The 22,077-nt window shown below is 68.0% G+C and carries 20 protein-coding genes; 7 read left to right on the top strand and 13 right to left on the bottom strand.

From position 1 onward, the window contains the following. Positions 1 to 51 precede the first annotated feature (51 nt). Positions 52 to 1,815, top strand: a complete 1,764-nt coding sequence (locus A3ES_RS46655) for a DNRLRE domain-containing protein (RefSeq protein WP_169501757.1) — start codon at positions 52 to 54, stop codon at positions 1,813 to 1,815. A gap of 43 nt (positions 1,816 to 1,858) precedes the next feature. Then, the gene (locus A3ES_RS0108820) at positions 1,859 to 2,674 is read left to right on the top strand and encodes an MBL fold metallo-hydrolase (protein ID WP_020386434.1); all 816 of its coding nucleotides are present in this window, start codon (positions 1,859 to 1,861) and stop codon (positions 2,672 to 2,674) included. A gap of 4 nt (positions 2,675 to 2,678) precedes the next feature. On the opposite strand, the gene A3ES_RS0108815 is transcribed toward A3ES_RS0108820, so the two are convergent. The 3 genes from A3ES_RS0108815 to A3ES_RS0108805 form a co-directional block, all read right to left on the bottom strand. Then, complete coding sequence (locus A3ES_RS0108815) at positions 2,679 to 3,587, bottom strand: cyclase family protein (RefSeq protein WP_020386433.1); 909 nt, start codon at positions 3,585 to 3,587, stop codon at positions 2,679 to 2,681. A gap of 422 nt (positions 3,588 to 4,009) precedes the next feature. Beyond that, complete coding sequence (locus A3ES_RS0108810; RefSeq protein ID WP_020386432.1) at positions 4,010 to 4,729, bottom strand: isocitrate lyase/PEP mutase family protein; 720 nt, start codon at positions 4,727 to 4,729, stop codon at positions 4,010 to 4,012. A 5-nt stretch (positions 4,730 to 4,734) separates the two neighbouring features. Beyond that, positions 4,735 to 5,199, bottom strand: a complete 465-nt coding sequence (locus A3ES_RS0108805) for a carboxymuconolactone decarboxylase family protein (protein ID WP_020386431.1) — start codon at positions 5,197 to 5,199, stop codon at positions 4,735 to 4,737. A gap of 47 nt (positions 5,200 to 5,246) precedes the next feature. On the opposite strand from A3ES_RS0108805, the gene pdxR reads away from it, so the two are divergent. Further along, positions 5,247 to 6,797 (top strand): MocR-like pyridoxine biosynthesis transcription factor PdxR, encoded by a 1,551-nt coding sequence (gene pdxR, locus A3ES_RS0108800; protein ID WP_020386430.1) that lies wholly within the window; start codon positions 5,247 to 5,249, stop codon positions 6,795 to 6,797. Here pdxR and mmuM read toward each other — a convergent pair. From mmuM to A3ES_RS0108775, 5 genes are read right to left on the bottom strand one after another with little or no spacing between them, the layout of a single operon-like run. Further along, positions 6,765 to 7,649, bottom strand: a complete 885-nt coding sequence (mmuM, locus tag A3ES_RS55000) for a homocysteine S-methyltransferase (protein ID WP_020386429.1) — start codon at positions 7,647 to 7,649, stop codon at positions 6,765 to 6,767. The two genes, pdxR and mmuM, sit on opposite strands and share 33 nt — an antisense overlap. Before the next feature lie 3 nt (positions 7,650 to 7,652). After that, positions 7,653 to 8,573, bottom strand: coding sequence for an FAD-dependent oxidoreductase (locus A3ES_RS54995; protein WP_026162689.1), 921 nt, complete (start codon positions 8,571 to 8,573; stop codon positions 7,653 to 7,655). Positions 8,574 to 8,618: 45 nt separating this feature from the next. Next, positions 8,619 to 9,941, bottom strand: a complete 1,323-nt coding sequence (locus A3ES_RS0108785) for an enolase C-terminal domain-like protein (RefSeq protein ID WP_020386427.1) — start codon at positions 9,939 to 9,941, stop codon at positions 8,619 to 8,621. Then, a complete protein-coding gene (gene kdgD, locus A3ES_RS0108780) occupies positions 9,938 to 10,852 on the bottom strand; it encodes a 5-dehydro-4-deoxyglucarate dehydratase (RefSeq protein ID WP_020386426.1) in 915 nt (304 codons plus the stop codon). The genes A3ES_RS0108785 and kdgD overlap by 4 nt, the downstream gene beginning before the upstream one ends. Before the next feature lie 51 nt (positions 10,853 to 10,903). Next, positions 10,904 to 11,806 (bottom strand): LysR family transcriptional regulator, encoded by a 903-nt coding sequence (locus tag A3ES_RS0108775; protein WP_020386425.1) that lies wholly within the window; start codon positions 11,804 to 11,806, stop codon positions 10,904 to 10,906. Between the two features lie 98 nt (positions 11,807 to 11,904). Between A3ES_RS0108775 and A3ES_RS0108770 the strand changes: the two genes are divergently transcribed. From A3ES_RS0108770 to A3ES_RS55440, 4 genes are read left to right on the top strand one after another with little or no spacing between them, the layout of a single operon-like run. Further along, complete coding sequence (locus tag A3ES_RS0108770) at positions 11,905 to 12,915, top strand: Bug family tripartite tricarboxylate transporter substrate binding protein (RefSeq protein WP_020386424.1); 1,011 nt, start codon at positions 11,905 to 11,907, stop codon at positions 12,913 to 12,915. Beyond that, positions 12,912 to 13,433: a tripartite tricarboxylate transporter TctB family protein gene (locus tag A3ES_RS0108765; RefSeq protein WP_020386423.1), complete on the top strand. Its 522-nt coding sequence runs from the start codon at positions 12,912 to 12,914 to the stop codon at positions 13,431 to 13,433. The genes A3ES_RS0108770 and A3ES_RS0108765 overlap by 4 nt, the downstream gene beginning before the upstream one ends. Positions 13,434 to 13,461: 28 nt before the next feature. Next, the gene (locus tag A3ES_RS55445; protein ID WP_020386422.1) at positions 13,462 to 14,973 is read left to right on the top strand and encodes a tripartite tricarboxylate transporter permease; all 1,512 of its coding nucleotides are present in this window, start codon (positions 13,462 to 13,464) and stop codon (positions 14,971 to 14,973) included. Then, entirely contained in the window at positions 14,970 to 16,226 is a 1,257-nt protein-coding gene (locus A3ES_RS55440; RefSeq protein ID WP_020386421.1) for a glucarate dehydratase family protein, read from the top strand. The genes A3ES_RS55445 and A3ES_RS55440 overlap by 4 nt, the downstream gene beginning before the upstream one ends. A 291-nt stretch (positions 16,227 to 16,517) precedes the next feature. On the opposite strand, the gene A3ES_RS0108750 is transcribed toward A3ES_RS55440, so the two are convergent. The 5 genes from A3ES_RS0108750 to A3ES_RS0108730 form a co-directional block, all read right to left on the bottom strand. Next, entirely contained in the window at positions 16,518 to 17,222 is a 705-nt protein-coding gene (locus A3ES_RS0108750; RefSeq protein ID WP_020386420.1) for a FadR/GntR family transcriptional regulator, read from the bottom strand. Continuing rightward, the gene (locus A3ES_RS0108745; protein ID WP_020386419.1) at positions 17,219 to 18,343 is read right to left on the bottom strand and encodes an L-talarate/galactarate dehydratase; all 1,125 of its coding nucleotides are present in this window, start codon (positions 18,341 to 18,343) and stop codon (positions 17,219 to 17,221) included. Before A3ES_RS0108745 ends, A3ES_RS0108750 begins: the two co-directional genes overlap by 4 nt. A gap of 181 nt (positions 18,344 to 18,524) precedes the next feature. Next, a complete protein-coding gene (locus tag A3ES_RS0108740) occupies positions 18,525 to 19,646 on the bottom strand; it encodes an esterase-like activity of phytase family protein (protein ID WP_020386418.1) in 1,122 nt (373 codons plus the stop codon). Between the two features lie 67 nt (positions 19,647 to 19,713). After that, positions 19,714 to 21,534, bottom strand: a complete 1,821-nt coding sequence (glmS, locus tag A3ES_RS0108735; protein WP_020386417.1) for a glutamine--fructose-6-phosphate transaminase (isomerizing) — start codon at positions 21,532 to 21,534, stop codon at positions 19,714 to 19,716. A 34-nt stretch (positions 21,535 to 21,568) separates the two neighbouring features. After that, entirely contained in the window at positions 21,569 to 21,844 is a 276-nt protein-coding gene (locus A3ES_RS0108730) for an HU family DNA-binding protein (protein ID WP_020386416.1), read from the bottom strand. Positions 21,845 to 22,077: the final 233 nt, after the last annotated feature.

Here is a 22,077-nt window from a genome sequence, read left to right as displayed (position 1 = left end):
GGTTTCTACCCTCCGTCCAGGTTTCCCTGCTCGACCAGAAAGGTCATGCGCATGTCCCCTGAATCCAGCTCGCGCATGCTGCGTAGTGATCACCTGACCCGCTCGGCGCGCTGGATCGGCGCAGCCGTCGGTCTCGCGCTGGTGGCCGGTCTGCTGCACGGACCGGCCGGTGCCACACCGGTGGACCAACCTGCCGTCAGGCCGGACACACCGCTGGAGCGTTCCGGCGAAGCGGCGGCTGTCGTCACCGCCAGGACGACAGGCAAGCCGGTGCTGATCACGAGCAAGACCACCGACACAACGGAGTACCGGGCGCTGCCGTCTGGTCAGATCGAGGCGACCATCGCTGCTGGTCCGGTCCGGATGCGGAACGCGAACGGCGCGTGGATCGCCGTCGACGTGTCGTTGGTCCGGCAGGCCGACGGTTCCGTTGCCTCCAAGGCCCATCCCTACGGACTGAAGCTGTCCGGGCCGGTCGGCCAGGGGGATCATGACCTGGTCGCGTTCGGTAGGCCCGGCCGGCGTTCCACTCTCGGCTGGTCCGGTCCGCTACCGACTCCGGAGATCGACGGGTCCACTGCCACCTATCGCGAGGTGAAGCCCGGTGTCGACCTGGTCGTCGAGGCGACTAGAACCGGCTACCAGCAACTGCTGCTGGTGAAGAACCGGCAGGCCGCAGGACAGCTGAAGCAGATCAGGATGCCTTGGAAGGCGGACGGTCTGACCACGAAGCTCGACGGCAGGGGCGGCCTTAAGGTCTCGTCGGGCACCGAGAGCCACGACGTACCGGCACCGATGATGTGGGACTCGACCGTCGATCAGGCGTCCGGTGAACACCTCAGGAGGGCGCCGGTGGGGCTCGGCCTCGGCAAAGGTGCGCTGCTGCTGACGCCCAACGCGGCGTTCCTGACCGACCCGAAGACCGTCTACCCGGTCACCATCGACCCGTCGCAGAGCTCGGGTGCGAACTTCGACGCTTTCGTCCAGTCCAGCTACAGCACCGACCAGTCCGCCGCGACCGAACTGAAGATCGGCACGAACGACGGCGGCGCCAACAAGGCCAAGTCGTATCTGCGGTTCGACAACCAGGAATGGCTTTGGGACAAGCAGATCCAGGCCGCCACGCTGAGCCTATGGGGGCATCACTCCTACTCCTGCACAGCCAGGGGGTGGGTGGCACACCGGGTGGCCACCGTGACGAACACGGCCCGCTGGACGAACCGGCCGGCGCAGTACGAGCAGGTCGGAACCTCGACCCAGACCAAGGGATGGGGAAGCGCCTGCAGTGATGGCTGGGTGACGATCCCGGTGACCGCGGCGTTCCAGTACACGTCGGCGAACAAGCTGACCAGTACCAACATCGGGATCAGCGCGGCGAGCGAGACCGACAACTACGGCTGGAAACGGTTCGGCTCCCGCGAGGCCGCCAATCCGCCGTCGGTCACGGTCACCTATCAGACCAGGATCGCCGTCGACGCCCTGGCGACCGCACCTGAAACCGTCTGCGCCACCGGCGCGGACCGGCCGTTCATCTCCAGCCTGAATCCCCAGTTGCGGGCGCAGATCAGCGACACCCTGGGCACGCAGGTGTACGGCACCTTCGAGTGGAAGGTGGTCGGCAGTACCACCAGCACCACCACGACCGAAGGCCCTGGCGCCTCTGGATCCTGGATGGGCACCACCATCCCCGACGAGGCGTTCACCGAAGGCAGCAGCTATGCCTGGCGAGTCCGGGGCACCGACGGCACCTCGCCCGGCGAGTGGTCGACCTGGTGCGAGTTCACCGTGAGCACCATGCTTGCCACCGCGAGGTAGTACGTTCTCGGAAAGCGGTCCAGACCACAAGCGGAGGAAGCCCATGCTGAGACAGGTCGCGGAGGGCGTGCTGGTCCACCAGAGCGAGTTACTCCAGAACAACGCGATTGTCGTGCAGGGCCGGGCCGGCGTACTGCTCGTCGACCCCGGGCTGACGGGCGACGAAATGGCCGCCATCGCGGACGGCCTTCGCGACTTGGGCCAGCCTGTGGTGGCAGGCTTCGCGACGCATCCTGACTGGGATCACGTGCTCTGGGACGCGGTACTCGGCGACGCGCCCCGGTACGGTACGGCCCGCTGTGCGGCGTTCATGCGAGACCTGCGGTCGAACGCGGACTGGAAGGCCCGCGCCGCCGAGGGGTTACCGCCGGAAGTCGCCGAGGAGGTACCGCTCGACCTGTTCGGCCTCACCGCACTGCCTGCCGGAACCACGCACCTTCCGTGGGATGGCCCTCAGGTCCGGATCATCGAGCATCCGGCGCATGCCCCGGGCCATGCGGCGCTGTTGATCGAGGAACACGGGGTTCTCGTCGCCGGCGACATGCTTTCTGATGTCTTCATTCCGATGCTCGACAACTTGACCGACACCAATGACCCGATCGCGGAGTACCTCGTGGGGCTGCGGCTGCTCGAGGACGTGGCGGTCGACGTCAAGGTCCTCGTCCCCGGTCATGGGTCCGTCTGCGGAGCTGATCAACTCCGCAGACGGATCGACCTGGATCGGGCGTACGTGCATGCCTTGCGTGACGGCCAGGCTCCCGATGACCCGCGGCTCGGCGCATCGGCCAAGCCCGGCTGGGAGTGGGTAGACGATATTCACAGCGGGCAAGCCCAGCGCTTCGGCCCAGGCAGCGCCTAGGCGGTCAGGGGAGCTTGGCGTAGGCGCGGACGGGGAAGGTGCCCAGGCCAGCGATCCGCGGCGCGGTGGCGGTGAACGTGGCGCCGGTGGGTGGGACCTGGGCCAACCCGGTGAGGTGTTCGACGATCGCGATGCCCGCGCCGAGCAGCAGCGTGTGGGCGGGCCTGGTGCCGTCGGTCATGTCGTCGATGTTGGCCGCGTCGATGCCGACGAGTACGGCGCCGTTCGCGATCAGCCACTCAGCACCGTCGCGGGTCAGGAAATGCGGCTCCTCGACGTACTGCGGCGTACCGAAGCGGGCGTCGTCGCCGGTGTGCAGCAGCACCGCCTTGCCCTGTACGTCGTACGTCGCGAGGGCGGCGGCGTCGATCCCCAGGCGTCCGCTGTCTTCCAGCCGGACGACGACCGCGGGCAGGTCGGCGGTGCGGTCGAGGCCGAAGCCGGTCAGATCGTGGCCGTCGGGGTAGCGGTGGTACGGGCTGTCCATGTAGGTGCCTGTGTTCGTCACCATCGTGATCAGCCCGATCTCGAACTCGGTGCCCGGCGCGTAGATCTCCCGCGACGCCTCCCGGGTCAACTGCTTGTCCAGCTCCGGGCCGGGCAGGTTCGGGAGCGTCACCATGCCGTCGCGGATCACGTGACTGAGCTCCACGTACTCCGCCCGCCCGCCGCTCGGCTGGCGGTTGGCTGCCGGGCCGCCGCGAGTGCCCTTGTGGGCCGCCTCGATGATCTCCAGGTTGGCGAGCTCTACGTCGCCGGCCATCAACAATCCGAGCGAATCGAGGAAGAGTTCGCCGACCTGCGCGGACGTCACCTCCGCCGAAGGAACGTCGACCAGGAAGCCCTGGACCTCGAGACCGCCTCCGTTCGTGAAGGAGACGGCGGCGTCGAAGCGGGCGCGATAGGTGCTCATGCCAGCCATCCTCACCCATCCCACCCACCCCCGACCCCACATCCCAAATTCCCCTCAAGTCGCTTGGCCAACACGAAGCCGAGGATCCTCGCCCGGCAGCCCGGCAGCCCGGCAGCCCGGCAGCTGAGCCGCTGGCGGTTCGCAGAGTGCCACCCTTCCGGGCCGCGGCGTGAAGGATTTTTGCCGCTCCGTGGCAACAATCCTTCACGCGGGTCATCTGTCACTCCTCGACTGCGTGACCGTGTGTCCGCCGTGACGAGGGCGTGGACGGCCGCGCACGCACGACCTCGCGCCGATACCCCGACACGCCGAGGGAAGCGTTTGCTTACGGGAGAGAGGTATGCGCGGACGTCCGGACCCTCCCAGCCCTTGGGCCCCAGGGAGTCTCGCCGTCGGGTGGGCGGAGGTGCGGCGAAGGTGTTCTAGCGCAGTTGTGGGAGCAGATTGCGGAGAGCGTCGGTGGTGAAGTTGTGCAGGCTGGTGCCGTAGGAGATGCGGGTGGCGCCCTGGGCGATCAGTTCTGACGGAGTCGGGCCGTTCGGCTTGGCGTGGGCGTTGATCGGGCCGCCGATGTCGTCGGCCAGCCTCTTCAGGACGTCGAGCGGCGCCATGATCGGGTAGACGCAGTCGGCTCCGGCACGGCGGTAGGCCCGGCCCCGGGCGATCGCGTCGTCGACGGTCCCGCCCGCGATGAAGTCGTCGATGCGGGCGTTGAGGACCAGGTCGGCCCCGGCCGCAGCCCGTACTGCGCACAGGTGGTCCGCCTGCTGCTGGACATCCACCAGTTCGTCGAGGACCGAGTCCTCCAGGTTGCAGCCGACCGCGCCGGTCTCCAGCAACCTGTCGGCGAACTCCTTCGGGTCCAGCCCGTAGCCGGCCTCCATGTCAGCCGTCACCGGTACGTCGACCGCGCGCGCGATCCGGGCGATGGCTTCGAACATCTCGGCCGGCGGGGTCAGCTGGCCGTCGTCGTACCCGAGCACCCGGGCGACCGCACCACTGCTGGTGGCGATCGCGGGGTAGCCGGCTTCGGCGATGACCCGGGCGCTGACGGGGTCCCAGGCGTTCGGCAGTACCAGCGGGGTCGGGCCGTGGTGCAGGGCCCGGAAGGTCTCGGCCGTCTTTGCGTCTGTGGTGGCCATCGCGGTCAGGCCGGGTTGTAGTGGCCGGGCTCGAGGCGGCAGGCGACGCCGACCCGGTTCCACGCGTTGATCATGATGATCAGGCCCATCAGCTGGGCCAGCTCCTTCTGGTCGAAGGCGGCCGCGGCGATCTCGTAGACCTCGTCCGGGACGTGGTCGACGCTGATCAGCGTCATCGCCTCGGTCAGCTCGAACGCGGCCAGCTCCTGCTCGGTGTAGAACTTGCGCGCCTCCCGCCAGGTGGCGACCAGGTTGACCCGCTGCTCGGTGTCGCCCTCGTGCCGGGCGTCCAGGGCGTGCATGTCGAGGCAGTAGGCGCAGCCGTTCAGCTGCGAGGCGCGGATCCGGACCAGCTGCGAGAGCTTCGGATCAAGCCCGAGCGCGGAAACCTCGTCCAGCGCGCACAGCGCCTCGTAGAACTCCGGTGCATGAGTGGCGATCTTGACTCTGCGAAGTGTCGTTGTGCTCATGCCGACAACGCTAAACGCAGATCGGCCCAGGTGTATGGTCCACTTCCATGGAAGAACGAGGGGCCAATTCTGGTCGGCAAGCCGACGGAGCCGATCCGGCGGCGGAGGTCGGGCTCGCCGGGGCCGACCTGCACCTCGACTTGGCGCACCGCCGTGGGCGAGCCGACCTGGTGCAGGCGTTGCACGAGTCGATCCGGACCGGTCGGCTGACGCCCGGCACCCGACTGCCTTCGTCCCGCTCACTCGCCAAAGACCTCGGCATCGCCCGCAACACCGTCGCCGACGCCTACGGCCAACTAGTGGCCGAAGGCTGGCTAACCGCCCGCCAAGGCTCCGGCACCGTCGTCGCCGACCGAGTCCTCCCAACCCACACCACCGCCCCCNCCACCACTGCCCCCACCACCCGCCCCACCGCCAGCGGCGCCCCCTCCACCCCAGCCACCCGCGCCCGCGCCTTCACCTCCGCCACCTCCGGCATCGTGCCCTCCCGTCCTTCCACCGGAATTTCTTTGCCGGAGGCAAAGAAATTCCGGTATGACCTGACCCCTGGCTCGCCGGATGTGTCCACCTTTCCTCGGGGGGAATGGTTGGCAGCTGCTCGCAAAGCGTTGCCTGCGGCACCGAATGACGCCTTCGGGTACGGCGACCCGCGCGGCCGTCCGGAACTGAGGCAGAACCTGGCCGACTACCTAGCCCGAGCCCGCGGCGTACGAGCCGATCCCGACCGCATTCTCATCTGCTCCGGCTACGTCCAGGCGCTCAACCTGCTGACCGACGTACTGCGCGAACAAGGCGCAACCACCATGTCAGTCGAGGAGTTCGGCTACAGCCTCCACTGGGACGTGATCCGCTCCCGTGGCCTCCAACCGCACCCCGTGCCAGTCGACAAACACGGAGTACGGTCCGACCTGCTCGCAGGCCAAGCAGCCCTCCTCACGCCAGCACACCAAATGCCACTAGGCGTCCCGCTCGCACCAGACCGCCGTACCGCGGCAGTCGAGTGGGCCCGCGAATCCGGCGCGATCCTCATCGAGGACGACTACGACGGCGAGTTCCGCTACGACCGCCAACCAGTAGGAGCCTTACAAGCCCTGGACCCAGAGCGAGTCGTCTACACCGGTACTGCGAGCAAAAGCCTCGCCCCCGGCCTGCGACTAGCGTGGATGGTGCTGCCGGAGCACCTGATGGAGCCGGTCCTCGAAGCCAAACGCACAACGGACTTGCTGACCGCGACACTCGACCAGCTCATCCTCGCGGAGTTCATCGCCTCCGGGCACTACGACCGCCACGTACGCCGTACTCGCCAGCACTACCGCCGTCGCCGCGACCACCTGGTTGAGCTACTGGCCGTCCGGGCTCCCGGCGTCACCGTGGCCGGCATCTCGGCCGGCTTGCACGTGCTGCTCGACGTACCAGGCGACGCAGCCGAAATGGTCGCCCGCGCCAAACGCCAGGGCCTGCTAATCGCCGCGCTCGACACCTACCGCTTCACCCCGGACCCGGCCGCCCGCCAGGCCCTGATCGTCGGCTACGGCACCCCACCCGACCACTCCTACAACGGAGCCCTAGACCTGCTCTGCCAGATCCTCGCGGTCTAGTGCGCGGGTCAAGGCGCGGATGTCCTCAGGCCCTACTCGGCAGCAGCCGCCGATGTACTCCGCTCCGGCCGCCACCCATCCGGGCGCCAACGAGGTGGAGTCAGCTGCGCCGCCGGTCCAGCGGCGACCTCCTGCGTCCCATCCTTCGCCACTGTTGGGGTAGGCAACTACCGGCTTTCCGCTCACCGCGGCGGCGAGTTCGACGGCCCTTTGGACATCTTCCGGTGCGCAACAGTTGATGCCAAGGGCAACGAGGTTTGTACTCCGGATGGCGAATGCTTCCTCGAGCGGCTGGCCGGCGCGAGTGCGAGTATCGGCCGCGGAGTACGAAAGCCAGGCAGGAAAGGCGATCTCGTCGATCAGCTCGACCAGCACCGCTGCCTCATCGAGATCGGGAATCGTTTCGACGGCCAGCAGGTCGGGGCCTGCAGCAACCAACAACTCCAGCCGAGGCAGATGGAAATCGCGCAGGAACGCCTTGCTCACGCCGTACCGGCCCCGGTACTCCGACCCGTCGGCGAGGACCGCGCCGTAGGGACCAACCGATGCTGCCACAAACCGCTCCTGCCCGTCGACGGCCAACTCATCGCGGACTCGCTTGGCAATGGCGACGCTAGAACTGATCAACCGTTCTGCCTCGTCACGTGGCACTCCCGCCTTGCCGAAGCCGGAGACACTCGCCTGGTAGCTGGCCGTGGTCGCGAAGGTGGCGCCGGCTTCGTAGTACGCCCGATGCACGGCTGCGATCTCGCCCGGCGCGTCCTTCAGCAATCGCGCCGACCAGAGCGCATCGGAAAGATCGTGCCCGCGATCTTCCAGGGCGTTCGACATTCCACCGTCGAGGATGTGCACAGCTCAGCCTTCCCGAACCAGTTCGAGCACTTCGTCCGCGCAACCCCAGGACAGCGTGACGCCGGAGCCGCCGTGGCCGTAGCAATGGATCACGCGGCGATCGCCGGAGCGCACGCTTTCGCAGCGGACCTCGGGCCGGGCCGGCCGCAGGCCGACGCGATGCCGGAGGACTTTCGCCTTGCGGAGCTGGGGAATCAGCTCGGTGGCGCGGTCGAGGATCTGCCCAGCGGTCTTCTCGTGAACAGTGAGATCCCAGTTGTCCGGCTGACTGGTGCCGCCGACAACCACATCCTTCGAGCGCGGTACGACGTAACACAGATCCTGCGGGCCGCGGTCGGCGATCAGCCACTCGGCGAGGCCGAACTGTTGGACGGTGAGCACCTGCCCGCGAACCGGCGTGATGGTCGGGTCGTGGGCGGTCAGTCGGGCGCCGAGGCCCGCGCAGTTCACGACGATCTCGGCCGTGTTCGGCAAGCTCGACAGCGCGGCCCGAGTGAGCGTCCCACCGGCCGCCTCGAGCCGTTTCACCAAGTACTGCAGGTAGAGCGGCATCTCCACGACCGGCGTCGTGAACGACCAGCCGTCACGGAAGCCGGGCGGCGGCGACCCGACGCGACGCAGATCGGGGAGCGCGTCCGCCCAGACCGGGTCCTTCGCCGGCTCGAGCAGGTACTCCTTGCCGTGCCGCAACTGCACCGACGGTTCGGACGCGGCCAGCTTGCCGAACTCCTCGTACGACGAACGCGCCCAGCCGGCGACCTGATCGCCCGCCGACAGGAACGGATACCAGATCGCGGCGGCGACGGCCGACGTGGTCTCCAGTGGCAGATCCCTGGCGAACACGCCCACCTCGTACCCGGACTCGGCCAGCCTGACGGCACAGCTGAGCCCGATCACTCCCGCCCCCACCACGATTACTCGCATTCACGCATTGTCACCTGCCTGGCGTCACTCCGCCACCGGCGGCGCTCAGCGCACCAGGCAGGGACGCTTCGGGTCGAACGTCCAGTCCTTGATCAGGTACTGCATCGCGATCGCGTCGTCGCGAGCGCCGAGGCCGTGGGCGAGGTAGAGCTCATGCGCGGTCTGGAGGGCATCCCGGTCCAGCTCGACGCCAAGTCCGGGTGCCGTCGGTACGGCGATCCTGCCATTGGTGATCCGCAGTGGATCCTTGGTCAGCGCCTGACCGTCCTGCCAGATCCAGTGGGTGTCCAGCGCGGTGATCTCGCCTGGCGCCGCCGCGCCGACCTGGGTGAACATGGCCAGCGAGATGTCGAAGTGGTTGTTGGAGTGCGATCCCCAGGTCAGCCCGAAGTCGTGGCAGAGCTGGGCCACCCGCACCGAACCGCTCATCGTCCAGAAGTGCGGGTCCGCCAGCGGGATGTCCACCGCGTTCGCGCGCAGCGCATGGCTCAGTTCGCGCCAGTCCGTGGCGATCATATTGGTCGCGGTACGCAACCCGGTGGCGCGCTTGAACTCGGCCATCGTCTCGCGGCCGGACAGTCCCGGCTCCGGCCCGCACGGATCCTCGGCGTACGCGAGTACGTCGCCCAGACCGGAGCACAACTCGATCGCCTCCCGCACCGGCCAGGCGCCGTTCGGGTCGATCGTGATCCGGGCTGTCGGGAATCGCCGGGCCAGCGCGGTGATCGCGGCGAACTCTTCCGGACCGGCGAGAACGCCACCCTTGAGCTTGAAATCGGTGAAGCCATAGCGATCCTGCGCCGCCTCGGCCAGCGCCACCACGGCATCCGGCGTCAGCGCCTCCTGACGACGCAAACGTGACCACCGATCGTTGCCGCCGTCATCAGTTCGGTAAGGCAGGTCCGTACTGCCGGGATCGCCGACGTAGAAGAGATAGCCGAGCACCGGTACGGTCTCGCGCTGCTGCCCGTCGCCGAGCAGCTCAGCAACCGGTACTCCGAGGTGCTTGCCCATCAAGTCGAGCAAGGCCGACTCCAGCCCGGTGACGGCGTGCACGGTCGTGCGAAGGTCGAACGTCTGAGCGCCCCGGCCACCGGAATCGCGGCCGGCGAAGGTCGTACTGACCTCCCGGAGCAGCTGTCGGTAGCGGGCAATCTCCTTGCCCACCAGGAGTTCCGCGGCTTCAGCCACTGTCGAAGCGATCTTGCCGCCACCGGGAACCTCGCCCAGACCGACGTTGCCCTCGCTGTCGGTGAGGATGACGACATTCCTGGTGAAGAACGGTCCGTGCGCGCCGCTCAGGTTGAGCAGCATGCTGTCGTACCCGGCGACCGGGACGACCTCGACCGAGCTGATGGTCGGGGTCACCCGAGTTTGCCGATCAGGTCGGTCAGCTGGGCCAGTTCGTCGTCGGTCAGGTCCTGCAGCGGGGGCCTGACCGGTCCCGCCGACCGGCCGATCGCGGTCAGCCCAGCCTTCACGATCGACACCGCGTAGCCCTTCGTCCGGTCCCTGATATCAAGATAGGGCAGCACGAACTCCCGGAGCTTGCGGTAGACGCCATCGCGGTCCTGGGCCCGGACGTCGGCGTAGAAGCCGAGCGCGAACTCGGGTACGAAGTTGAAGATCGCCGACGAGTACGTGCTGACGCCCAGTTGCAGCAGCGGCAGCGCGAAGGTCTCAGCGGTCGGCAGCCCGCCGATGTAGGTCAGGCGGTCGCCGACGCGGGCATAGATGCGGGTCATCATCTCGATGTTGCCCACGCCGTCCTTGAGACACACCAGATTCTCGTTGCGGTCGGCAAGCACCGCGACGGAGGTGTCGTCCAGGATCGCGTTGGCACGGCTGTAGACGGTCACCCCGAGCGAGGTGCTGCGGCAGACGGCCGAGACGTGCTCAACGAGTCCGGCCTGCCCGGCCTCGGTGAGGTACGGCGGAAGCAGCAGCAGGCCGTCGGCTCCGGCGGCCTCGGCAGCCTGAGCCTGGGCGATGGCCAGTGCGGTTCCGCCAGTGGCCGGCGCCAGTACCGGAACCGTGCCGCCGATCTCGGAGACCGCAGTACTGACCACGGTGTCGATCTCGGCCGGTGTCAGCGAGAAGCCCTCGCCGGTACCGCCGGCCGCGAAGAGCCCGGCGACCTCGTACTGGCTCAGCCAGGACAGGTGTTCGCGGTAGCGGGCCTCGTCGAACGCGAGGCCACTGTCGAACGGCGTGACCGGAAAGGAGAGCAGTCCGGTCTTGAGCTGAGCGGCGAGCTCACGGGGGGAATAGTGCGTCACGCCGTCAGCGTAAGGAGGCCTTCTGATGCCTGTCCAAGATCCATTTAGTATCTATTGATGCTCTGAGGGCATCACAGGGTCGTCGAACAGCCGCAGGACGCGGTGCAGCAGGGGACTGGTCGACTCCCGGTTCCAGATCGCATGCAACTCGACGGGCCCGGCCTCGGTGGAGTCGACGAGATCGCAGTACACGACGCCCTGGACGCCGAGACTTCGGGCCGAGGCCGGTACCAGGGCGACACCGCGACCGGCCGCCACCAGCAGGACGACGGTGAGGATCTGCTGGACCCGTTGCTCGATCCGGGGATGGACGTTGGTGAGGAAGCGCACCGTCAGTTCGTGGAAGTAGCGGGCCTGCGTGGGGGAGTAGCTGATGACCTGCTCATTGGAGAAGTCGGCCGGCGTCAGCGCTCTGTCGGCGGTGGCCAACCGGTGATCAGCCGGTACTACGGCGCAAAGCGGCTCGCGGAACACGACCCGGGAATCGAGCGCCAGGGAATCGAACGGCGGGCGACCCAGGCCCAGATCCAGCTCGCCGCGGAGCAGGCCGTCGACCTGAGCCGGGGTGACTCGCTCGTGCAGGATCACGTCGACACCCGGTAGTTCCTCGGACATCCGGCGGAGCAATGGGCCGAGCGTCCTGATCGCGGAGACCGCGGTGAACCCCAGCCGGAGCGTGCCGGCCGCACCACCTTCGACGCGGCGGGCCAGGTCGCTCGCGGTCTCGACCAGGGCCAGCAGCCGGCGCGCCTCGGCGAGGAAGGCCTGGCCGGCGTCGGTCAGCGCCACCCGGCGGTTGTCGCGTTCCAGCAGCCTGGCCCCGACGGCGCGTTCCAGTTTCTGCACCTGCCGGCTCAACGGCGGCTGGGTCATGTTCAGCCGTTCGGCGGCGCGGCCGAAGTGCAGTTCCTCGGCGACCGCGACGAAGGCGCTGATCTGATCGAGGGAAAACATGATTCGCAAAAGGTATCACTCGATGCCCAAACGGCCTTGGACACGTATTAATGGCCACCCTACGCTCACGAAATCGGCCCGCTCAGAGGAGAAATTCCATGAAGTTCACACAGATGAGCCGCCGGGCCTTCCTGGTGGCGGCCGGCGGTGTGACAGTCGCCGCGATGCTCTCCGCCTGTGGCGGGGTCAAGACGACGTCGACCGGCGGAGAGGGCAAGTACCCGACCGGGAACATCCAGATGAGTGTCGGCGCTTCGCCTGGTGGCAGCACCGACCTGATCACCCGCGCCATCGCCGAGGGAGTCGGCAAGGAGCTGGGGGTCTCGGTGCCGGTGGTGAACAAGCCGGGCGCCAACGGCGCGCTCAACGCCAAGGAGCTGCAGTCCGCCAAGGCCGACGGCTACAAGATCGCCGTTCAGAACGCGTCGCTCTTCACGATCACCCCGCTGGCCGTCTCCGCGGCCGAGGCCGTGAAGGTCGACGACTTCGACCTGATCACCGGGATCTCCCAGGACGACTACATGCTGGCGGCACCGGCCGCGTCGGGGTACAAGAATATCGCCGACCTGAAGAAGGCCGGCAAGAACATCAAGTACGGCACGACCGGCGTCGGTACCGGGGCGCAGCTCGCCTCCGCGCTGACCTTCAAGGTGGCCGGGATCCCGTCCACCTCCGTGCCCTTCGACGGTGGGGCCCCGGCGATGACCGCGTTGCTCGGCAGTCAGGTCGACGTGGCCACGTTCCAGATCGGCGAGGGCATCGAGAACGTCAAGGCGGGCAAGCTCGTCCCGCTGGCCGTCTTCTCGGCCGAGCGGATCAAGTTCCTGCCGGACGTGCCGACTGCCAAGGAGCAGGGCTTTGACGTGGTCGTCGCGCAGTACCGCTTCCTGACGGCGCCGAAGGGCACTCCCGAGGACGTGAAGACCAAGCTGGCCGAGGCCGCGAAGACAACCTTCGCCACCGAGGAGTACAAGAAGTTCAACGCGGCGAACTTCCTCACTCCCATCGAGGTCGCGCCCGGCGAGATCGGGAAGATCCTCGACGAGGCCAGTACGAAGTACAAGGCGCAGATCGACCAGTACGGCATCGAACTCGGCGCCAAGAAGTGAGCACTGCCGAGCCGCCTGCCGCCGAGCCGCCGATCGACAGCGCGGCGCTGCTGGCGGAGCTGGCCGAGGACCGGCCGCCGCCGGCCGGGCCCTGGGCGCAGGTCGGTGCGGCCGGCGTTACCGGACTGATCGGGCTGGCTGGGCTGATCCTCTCCGCGCGGCTCGGCCTCGGCCAGCTCACCGCACCCGGCCCGGGGCTGTGGCCGTTCGTGGTCAGCGTCGTCATCACCACTTTGTCGGTGCTGCTGGCGCTGACCGGGCGGCAGGGGACCGATACCGAGAAGTTCTCCCGGTCCAGCCTGACGATCGCGACCGCCGTGGTCACCCTGGTCCTGCTGGGGCTCGCCTTGCCGGTAATCGGATTCGAGATCCCCTCGCTGCTGCTGACCTTCGTCTGGCTGCGGTGCCTGGGCAAGGAGTCCTGGCGGTCGTCGATCGTGATCAGCCTCGGCACGGTGGTCGCGTTCTATCTGCTGTTCGTGCTGGTGCTCAAGATCCCTCTTCCCCGGCTCATCTGATGGGCCGCACCTCAGCTGAAGGGCCGAGATGGACTTCCTGAACCCGGTGCTCGACGGCTTCGGCGTCGTCGTGCAACCGGCCAATTTGCTGTACTGCCTGGCCGGCGTCGTGATCGGCATGCTGATCGGAGTGCTGCCCGGGCTCGGCCCGGCCGCCACGATCGCGATCCTGCTGCCGGTCACGTACGGCGTCGAGCCGGTGTCGGCGATCATCATGCTGGCCGGCATCTTCTACGGAGCGCAGTACGGCGGAACCATCACCTCGGTGCTGCTGCGACTGCCCGGCGAGGCGTCGTCCGTGGTCACCGTCTTCGACGGCTTCGCCTTGGCCAAGCAGGGCAGAGCCGGTACTGCGCTCGGCATCGCGGCCATCGGGTCCTTCATCGGTGGCACGGTCTCGATCATCGGGCTCACCCTGCTGGCGCCAGTGGTGGCGAGCGTCGCGCTGGACTTCGGCCCGCCGGAGTACGCCGCGCTGGCCCTGTTCGGCGTACTGCTGGTGGCGACCGTCGGCAACGGCGGCCGGCTCAAATCGGTGATCGCGGCATGCCTCGGCCTGCTGCTGGCCACGGTCGGCCGGGACACCTTCACCGGTGCCGACCGCTTCACCTTCGCCAACCTGGACCTTGCCGACGGCATCGACTTCGTGCCGATCGCGATGGGACTGTTCGGTCTCGGCGAGATCCTCTACAACCTGGAGGAACGCCAGCACAAGCGGCAGGAGCCGGCCAAGGTCTCCACCGTGTGGCCGTCCCGGCAGGATCTGCGCCAGTCCCGTGGCGCCATCGGTCGCGGCTCGGTGATCGGCTTCGTGCTCGGAGTACTGCCGGGTGGCGGCGCGACACTGTCGTCCCTGGTCGCGTACGCCGTGGAGAAGCGCCGGGCCAAGGAGCCGGAGCGGTTCGGACGCGGCGCGATCGAAGGCGTGGCGGCACCGGAGAGCGCCAACAACGCGGCCGCCACGTCATCGTTCATCCCGCTGCTCACGCTGGGCATCCCGGCCAACGCGACGATGGCGCTCATGTTCGGAGCCCTGCTGATCCAGGGCATCCCGCCCGGACCGCAACTGGTCTCGGAGCACCCGGACCTGTTCTGGGGCGTCGTCAACTCCATGTACGTCGGCAACATCCTCTTGCTGATCATGAGCATCCCGTTGGTCGGCGTGTTCGTGAAGATCCTCCGCATCCGCCCGGCCGTGCTGGCGCCGATCACCGTGCTGATCACGCTGCTGGGGGTCTACACGGTGGCCAACCGGATCTTCGACGTCTTCCTGGTGATCGTCTTCGGGGTGCTCGGCTACCTGATGAAGAAGTTCGGCTTCGAGCCCGGACCGTTGGTGCTGGCCTTCGTCCTCGGCAGCGTGATGGAGATCGCGGTCCGCCAGTCCCTGCTGATCTTCGGCGGCGACGTGACCGGCTTCTTCACCCGGCCGATCTCCGGCACGGTCCTCGCCGTCCTCATCCTGGTACTGGTTCTTCCGGTCGCCAGGCAAATCAGAAAGTCCCGGCAGCAGAGCCGGCCAGACAAGGAGTTGGTGTGAGCACCTCGCGTGTCTCCCGGGTCGTGATCACCCCCGTCGCCTTCGCGGACCCGCCGCTGCTCAACGTGGTGGGCGTGCATCAGCCGTACGCGTTGCGCGCCATCGTCCAGCTCCAGACCGATAGTGGGAGCGTCGGTCTGGGCGAGACGTACGCCGACGACGCGCACCTGGCGCGACTGGCGGCCGTTGCCGACGTGCTGCCCGGCTTGGACGTCTATGACCTGAACGGTCTGCGGCAGCGGGTGAGCGAGGTACTGCGGCTGGACGGGAGCGCGAAGGTGGGCGGCATGCTGGCCATCCAGAACCCGGCCGATGTCGTGCTGTCCCCGTTCGAGGTCGCGCTGCTCGACATCCAGGGCAAGGAACTGGGCCGGCCGGTCGCCGATCTGCTCGGCGGCGCGGTGCGGACCGAAGTACCGTTCAGCGCCTATCTGTTCTACAAGTGGGCGGCTCATCCGGGCCTCGAGCCAGACTCGTGGGGCGCCGCGCTCGACCCGGACGCGATCGTCGCGCAGGCGACGCGGATGGTCGACGAGTACGGCTTCACGGCGATCAAGCTGAAGGGCGGGGCGTTCCCGCCGGATGAGGAGATCGAGGCGGTAAAAGCGCTGGCTGCGGTCTTCCCAGGTCACAAGTTGCGGATCGATCCCAACGGCGCTTGGACACCTGCGACGTCGGTGCGGGTGGCCGAGGAACTCGAGGGGATCATCGAGTACCTCGAGGACCCGACGCCTGGCATCGAGGGGATGGCGCAGGTGGCGGAGCAGACCGACATTCCGCTGGCCACGAACATGTGCGTCATCGCCTTCGACCATCTCAAGCCGGCCGTGCTGGCCGACGCCGTACAGGTCGTCCTGTCGGATCACCACTACTGGGGTGGTCTGCAGCGGTCACGGCTGCTTGCCGGGATCTGCGACACGTTCGGTCTAGGTTTGTCGATGCATAGCAATTCGCACCTGGGGATCAGCCTCGCCGCGATGACCCAGTTGGCGGCGGCGACTCCGAACCTCACCTACGCGTGCGACACCCACTACCCCTGGAAAACCGAGGACCTCATCAAGCCAGGCGCACTGGACTTCTCGGGCGGCAGCATCCGACTGCCGGACAGCCCCGGGCTGGGAGTCGAACTCGACGAGGACGCCCTCGGCCGGCTGAACGACCAGTACCTATCCTGCGGCATCCGCGCCCGAGACGACACGACGTACATGCGCACCGTGCACCCGGACTTCACCCCGAACACTGCCCGGTGGTGACTGCTACCTCTGCAAACGGTGGCGGCCCGGACCGCCACCACACACCAACCTCGACTGGTCGCATCCGGCTGAGCGTGCGCAGGCGTGCTGCCGGGCAGAAACGGCAAGTTGGCATGTGATGGCGGTCCGGGCCGGCTACCCAAGATCACAAACTTCAGCTTCGCCGCCCCTAGCCCTCTAGCTGGACCAGCAATCCTGGAACGCCACCCACCTGATCATTCGCCCCCTTTGACCCTCTCCGCACCGCTCCCGCTTCCGATGGAAGCAACTGCTGGAGGTCGGTGGCGAGTGCTACTTCTGTAGGCGGTGGCGGGTGTTTGACAGGTGTACGCGGGCTGCGGCTCGGGCGCCCTCGGGGTCGGAACGGGCGATCGCGTCGTAGATGTTCTCGTGCTCCGCGATGACTCGGGTGAAGTGGGAGGCGTCGGCGGGTGAGTACGACGGGTCCAGGCGGGTGCGCGGCAGCATGATCATCATCGGTCCGAGCGAGTCGAGCAGCTCGGAGTAGAAACGGTTGCCCGAGGCAACGGCTACTTTGAGATGGAACGCAAAGTCCGCCGCCACCAGCTTGCCGGGGTCCTGCCCCGCCCGGCGGAAGTCGGTCAGCGCCCGGGCGATCGCCTTCAGCTGATGCTCGGTACGCCGTCCTGCCGCCAGCCCGGCGGCCTCGACCTCGAGCCCGATCCGGAAATCGAGCAGGTCGAGGACGTCGCGATGCGAGCGGATCCGGGAGGCGTCGAGGGAGAACTCGTGCGCGGGCAGGGCGAGCACGAACGACCCGCGGCCCTGGAAGGTCTCTACCAACCCGGCTGCCTGCAGCCGGGAGATCGACTCGCGCACCACCGTCCGGCTGACCCCGAACTCCGCGGTCAGCGAACTCTCGGCGGGCAACTTGCTCCCCGGCTCGAGCTCGCCCGCCAGAATCCGTTCCTTCAGCCGCTCGACCAGCTCATGCGCCAGCCCGCGCCCACCCTCGCGATCCAACTGCTCGTTCATCGAGTGCCGAACTCGCAGGAGTCGACGGTCCACGCCTTGCACTGGTCGCTGGTGGAAAACCCCAGCCCCGGCCGGTCCGGCACCAGCATCCGTCCGTCCTTCGTCTCGAGACGCTCGTTGAACAAGGGATCGAGCCACTCGAAGTGCTCCACCCACGGCTCCCGCGGGTACGCCGCGGCGAGGTGCAAGTGGATCTCCATCGCGAAGTGCGGAGCAAGCTGCAAGCCGTGGTGGTCGGCCAGCGTCGCCAGCTTCAGGAACGGCGTGATGCCCCCGATCCGCGGCGCGTCCGGCTGGATGATGTCCGCCGCGCGGGCCTCGATCAGGCGGACATGCTCGGTGACGCTGGACAGCATCTCCCCGGTGGCGATCGGCGTGTCGAGCGTCGCGGCCAGTTGCGCATGTCCTTCGGCGTCGTAGGCATCGAGCGGTTCCTCGATCCAGACCAGGTCGAACTGCTCCAGAGCCCGCCCGACGCGCAGTGCCGTACCGCGATCCCACTGCTGGTTGGCGTCGACCATCAGCGGTACGCCGGTGCCGAGATGCTCGCGGACGGCGCTGACCCGCTCAAGATCGATCCGGCTGTCGGGCTGGCCGACCTTGAGCTTGATCCCGCCGATGCCGTCGGCCAGCGACTTCGACGCGCGCTCCTTGACCTCCTCGATCGGCGCGTGCAGGAAGCCGCCCGAGGTGTTGTAGGTCCGCACCGAGTCCCGATGCGCACCGAGGAGCTTGGCCAATGGCAGGCTCGCCCGCTTCGCCTTCAAATCCCACAACGCGATATCGATCGCCGCGATCGCCTGGGTGGCGACCCCGGACCGACCAACCGAGGCACCGGCCCAGAGCAACTTGTCGTACAGCTTGGCGATATCCGACGGGTCCTCGCCGATCAGGTTGTGCCCGATCTCCTTGGCATGCGCGTACTGCGCCGGCCCGCCGGCCCGCTTGGAGTAGCTGAACCCGATCCCGTGCTGGCCGTCCTGGGTGGCGACCTCGGCGAACAGCAGCACGACCTCGGTCATCGGCTTCTGCCGCCCGGTCAGCACCTTGGCGTCGCTGATGGGCTGATCGAGCGGAAGCACCACGGAGGACAGCCGGAGATGGCGGATACGATCACTCATGAAGTCATCGTACAAGTTAACAACTTGTCTGACGACTGGTTCCGCCTTCCGGGTGGCCGGGAGGCGCGGACCGCCCCCACTCACAAAGCCGGCGAACCCAGGCACCAGTTCGCCCAGTCACGCTCACCGCGGCAACTGAGGTGGCCGTGCCGGGTGGTTTGTGAGTGGCAGCGGTCCGCCCCTAACGCAGCTCCACCGCAAGGCTGTAGAGCCGGGTGATCTGTGCGGCGCCGTTGTTGTCGTCGGAGAGCAGGTAGAGCTGCCGACGGCCGCCCGGGAGCCAGCCGCCGAGGGCGAGACCTTCGACGTTGTCGAGCAGCGGGTTGGGCTGCGGCTGCTTGGCGATCGCGCCCGACGGCGGGCAGTCGACCAGGTCGAAGAGCAGCTTCTTCCGCAGGAACACCCCGTCCGGAGCATCCGCGAGTGACGCCCGCTGGCTCACGTCCGCCGCCTGGCGCAACGACACGGTGAACACCCGGATCGTGTTGCCAACGCCCGGCGTGAAGGTCCGCTCCAGCGAGACGAGCTCGTTGCGGCCGACGACGGCGAGCTCGACCAAGGAGAGTCCTGGGTCCGGCTTGTAGGCGTACTGCGCGGCGACGGCGTACTCGCCGCCGGGGTGACCGGCGTACCGGATGATGCGGTTGCGGCTGCTGCCTTGGGCGTCCGTGCCGTCGGGGGCGAGCGGGCCTTCCATCCCGGCGTACAGGGTGTGGCCGTCGGGGCTGACCGCGAGCGACTCGAAGGTGGCGTTGGTGCTTGCCTCACCGGCCGGTGCGACCTGGAACCGCGATGGCACTGGCAGCGAGGCGACCTGCTTGCCGTCGGAGAGCCGGAAGCGCCGGATCGACGGCTCCCGCTCGGAGGTGGCGAGGATCGTCCGGCCACCGCGCTCCGCGACCAGGCCTTCGCCGTCGAAGTCCGCCCCGTTGTACGGCGTACCGTCCGGTCGCCGCAGGATCGTCATGCTGTCCACTGCTACCTGGGGTTTGCCCTGCTTCGAGCCCAGCTTGAGTCCGAAGACCCGGGCCGGCGTGGTCTGCACGTTGTCGACCAGCGCGAGCGCGTGCCCCGGCCGGGTGACGTTGAGGGCCGACAACCCCGCCACCGGTTGCCCGTCGTACGACGCCTTGTCCAGGCTGTCCGAGAAGCCCAGGAGCCGCGCATCCGGCGAACAACTGCCCCCAGAACCACCAGAGCCGCCGTCCGCGCCGGTCGGACCCGGCGCAGCGGCGGCTGCGGTCAGCGAAGTGGTCAGCGCGGCCAGTACTGCGGCCGCGGCGAATGGTGTCTGCCAGCGCATCAGGAATCCTCCGGGTCTCGATGTCTTCGCCCATCGAAACCCATCCCCCAAAACGCCAGGTGAACAGCTACTCGACGGTGACGGACTTCGCCAGGTTGCGGGGCTTGTCGACGTCGTGGCCGAGGGCGACGGCGGCGTAGTACGCGATGATCTGCAGCGGGATGGTGAGCAGGATCGGGTCGAGCTCCGGTTCGTTCTTCGGGACCTGGATCACCGCGGCGGCGCCGGCCGGGACGTCGACGCCGGGGTGGGTGATGACGTACAGCGGGCCCGAGCGGGCGGCGATCTCGTGCAGCGCGCCGATGTTGCGGTCCAGCAGTTCGTCCTGCGGAACGATCGCCACGCTCGGGACGTCCGGCGAGATGAGCGCCAGCGGGCCGTGCTTCAGCTCGGAGGTCTGGTACGCCTCGGCGTGCCGATAGGAGATCTCCTTGAGCTTCTGCGCGCCTTCGCGGGCCACCGGGTAGCCGCGGGTGCGGCCGACGTAGAAGACGCTCTCGTGCTGGGAGAGCCGGCCGGCGATCTTGCCCAGCTCCTCCTCCTGGTCCACGATCGTCTGGATCTGGGCCGGGATCTTCTTCAGGCCCTCGATCAGCCGGCGGCCGTCGGCGGGGGAGACGTCGCGGATCCGGCCGAGGTGGATGCCGAGCATCGCGAACGCGACGGCCATGTTGGTGAGCGCCTTGGTGGACGCGACCGAGACCTCCGGGCCGGCGTGCAGGTAGACGCCGCCGTCGACCTCACGGGCGATGCTGGAGCCGACCGCGTTCACCAGGCCGATCACCCGGCCGCCCTTGCGCTTCAGTTCCTGTACTGCGACCAGCGTGTCGAGCGTCTCGCCGGACTGGCTGACCGCGACGTACAGGGTGTCGCGCTCGACCACCGGGTTGCGGTAGCGGAACTCCGACGCGGGCTCGGCGTCGGCGGGGATCCGGGCCACCTCTTCGATGAACTGGGCGCCCATCTGGCCGGCGTAGTACGCCGAACCGCAGCCGAGGATCTTGACCCGCTTGATCTCGCGGGCCTCGCGGGCATCCATGTTCAGGCCGCCCAGGTGGACGGTGTGGAAGCGCTCGTCCAGGCGGCCGCGCAGGGCCCGCTGGACGGCTTCCGGCTGCTCGTGGATCTCCTTCATCATGAAGTGCTCGTGCAGGCCGCGCTCGTACTCGTCGGCGCTCCACTCGACCGTCTTGGGAGTGTTGGTGGTCGGCGAGGCGTCCTGGGTGAAGGTGCGGTAGCCGTCCGCCTTGACAGTGGCCAGCTCGCCGTCGGCCAAGTAGACGACCTGGCGGGTGTAGCGGATCAGCGCGGCCGCGTCGGAGGCGACATGCATCTCGCCGTCGCCGATGCCGAGGATCAGCGGGCTGCCGTTGCGGGCGACCACGATCCGGTCGGGGAAGTCCAGGTCGACCACGGCGATGCCGTAGGTGCCCTCGATCCGGCGCAGGGCGGCCATCACCTTCTCCTCGAGGGTGGCGCCGTCGGATTGCTCGATCAGGTGCGCGAGGACCTCGGTGTCGGTCTCGGAGCGCAGCTTGACGCCGGCGTCCTCCAACTGGCGGCGCAGTACGCCGGCGTTGTCGAAGATGCCGTTGTGGACGACCGCGATCCGCTCGTTGCCGCTGGCGTGCGGGTGCGCGTTGTCCTTGCTCGGGCCGCCGTGCGTGGCCCAGCGGGTGTGGCCGATGCCGAGCTTGCCGCCGAAGCGCTTGGGCAGCGAGGCCTCCAGCTCACGGACCCGGCCGGCGTCCTTGTGCACCTTCAGTTCACTCGACCCGAGGACGGCGACGCCGGCCGAGTCGTAGCCGCGGTATTCCAGCCTGGCCAGGCCGTCCACCAGGATCGGCGCGGCCGGTTTGGTGCCGACATATCCGACGATTCCGCACATGGGGAGGGTGTTCCTTTCGCGAGGTTTGGTGTGGTCAGCCGTAGACGATGCGCCGCAGCTGGCGGGCCGACAGCTCGGGTGAGCGCACCGGCCAGTGCCGGAGCTCGGTGCCGAGCCGGGCGAAGATCTCGTCGTTGCGGGCGCCGTAGGTCTGCAGTTCGCGGTGCCGGCGCCGGACGTACTGCTCGGTCGTCTCGGTGAAATAGGCCAGGACGTCGGCGACCACCCGGCGGGCGTCTTCCGGTGTCAGGCCGGTGGTGCGGCTGATCTGCTCAACGAGGTCCTCGCTGGGATCTGCCGCCTCACTCATCACGCAACAACTGTGCAGTGAAACCAGGGCCAAAGCCAAGAATCTGCCCGAAATCGGGCACGCTTCACGGTTTCTTGGCATGCCGAGGTAGACCAGTGGCGCGGCTGGACACTACTCCGATCGCTCCCCGCTGTCGAAACCGGCTCACCCCTTGCAGCGCGGGTTCGCCGGGCGTACGACTATTTTGTACGGGGCGACTCTCGGGGACCTGGAGGTCGGCCGGCCCGTTGCTT

Origin of the sequence: Kribbella catacumbae DSM 19601 (assembly GCF_000372465.1) — a bacterium.
GTDB classification, from domain to species: Bacteria; Actinomycetota; Actinomycetes; order Propionibacteriales; family Kribbellaceae; genus Kribbella; species Kribbella catacumbae.
Note: the sequence above shows the minus strand (reverse complement) of the source record. Positions and strands in the feature narration are given on the sequence as shown.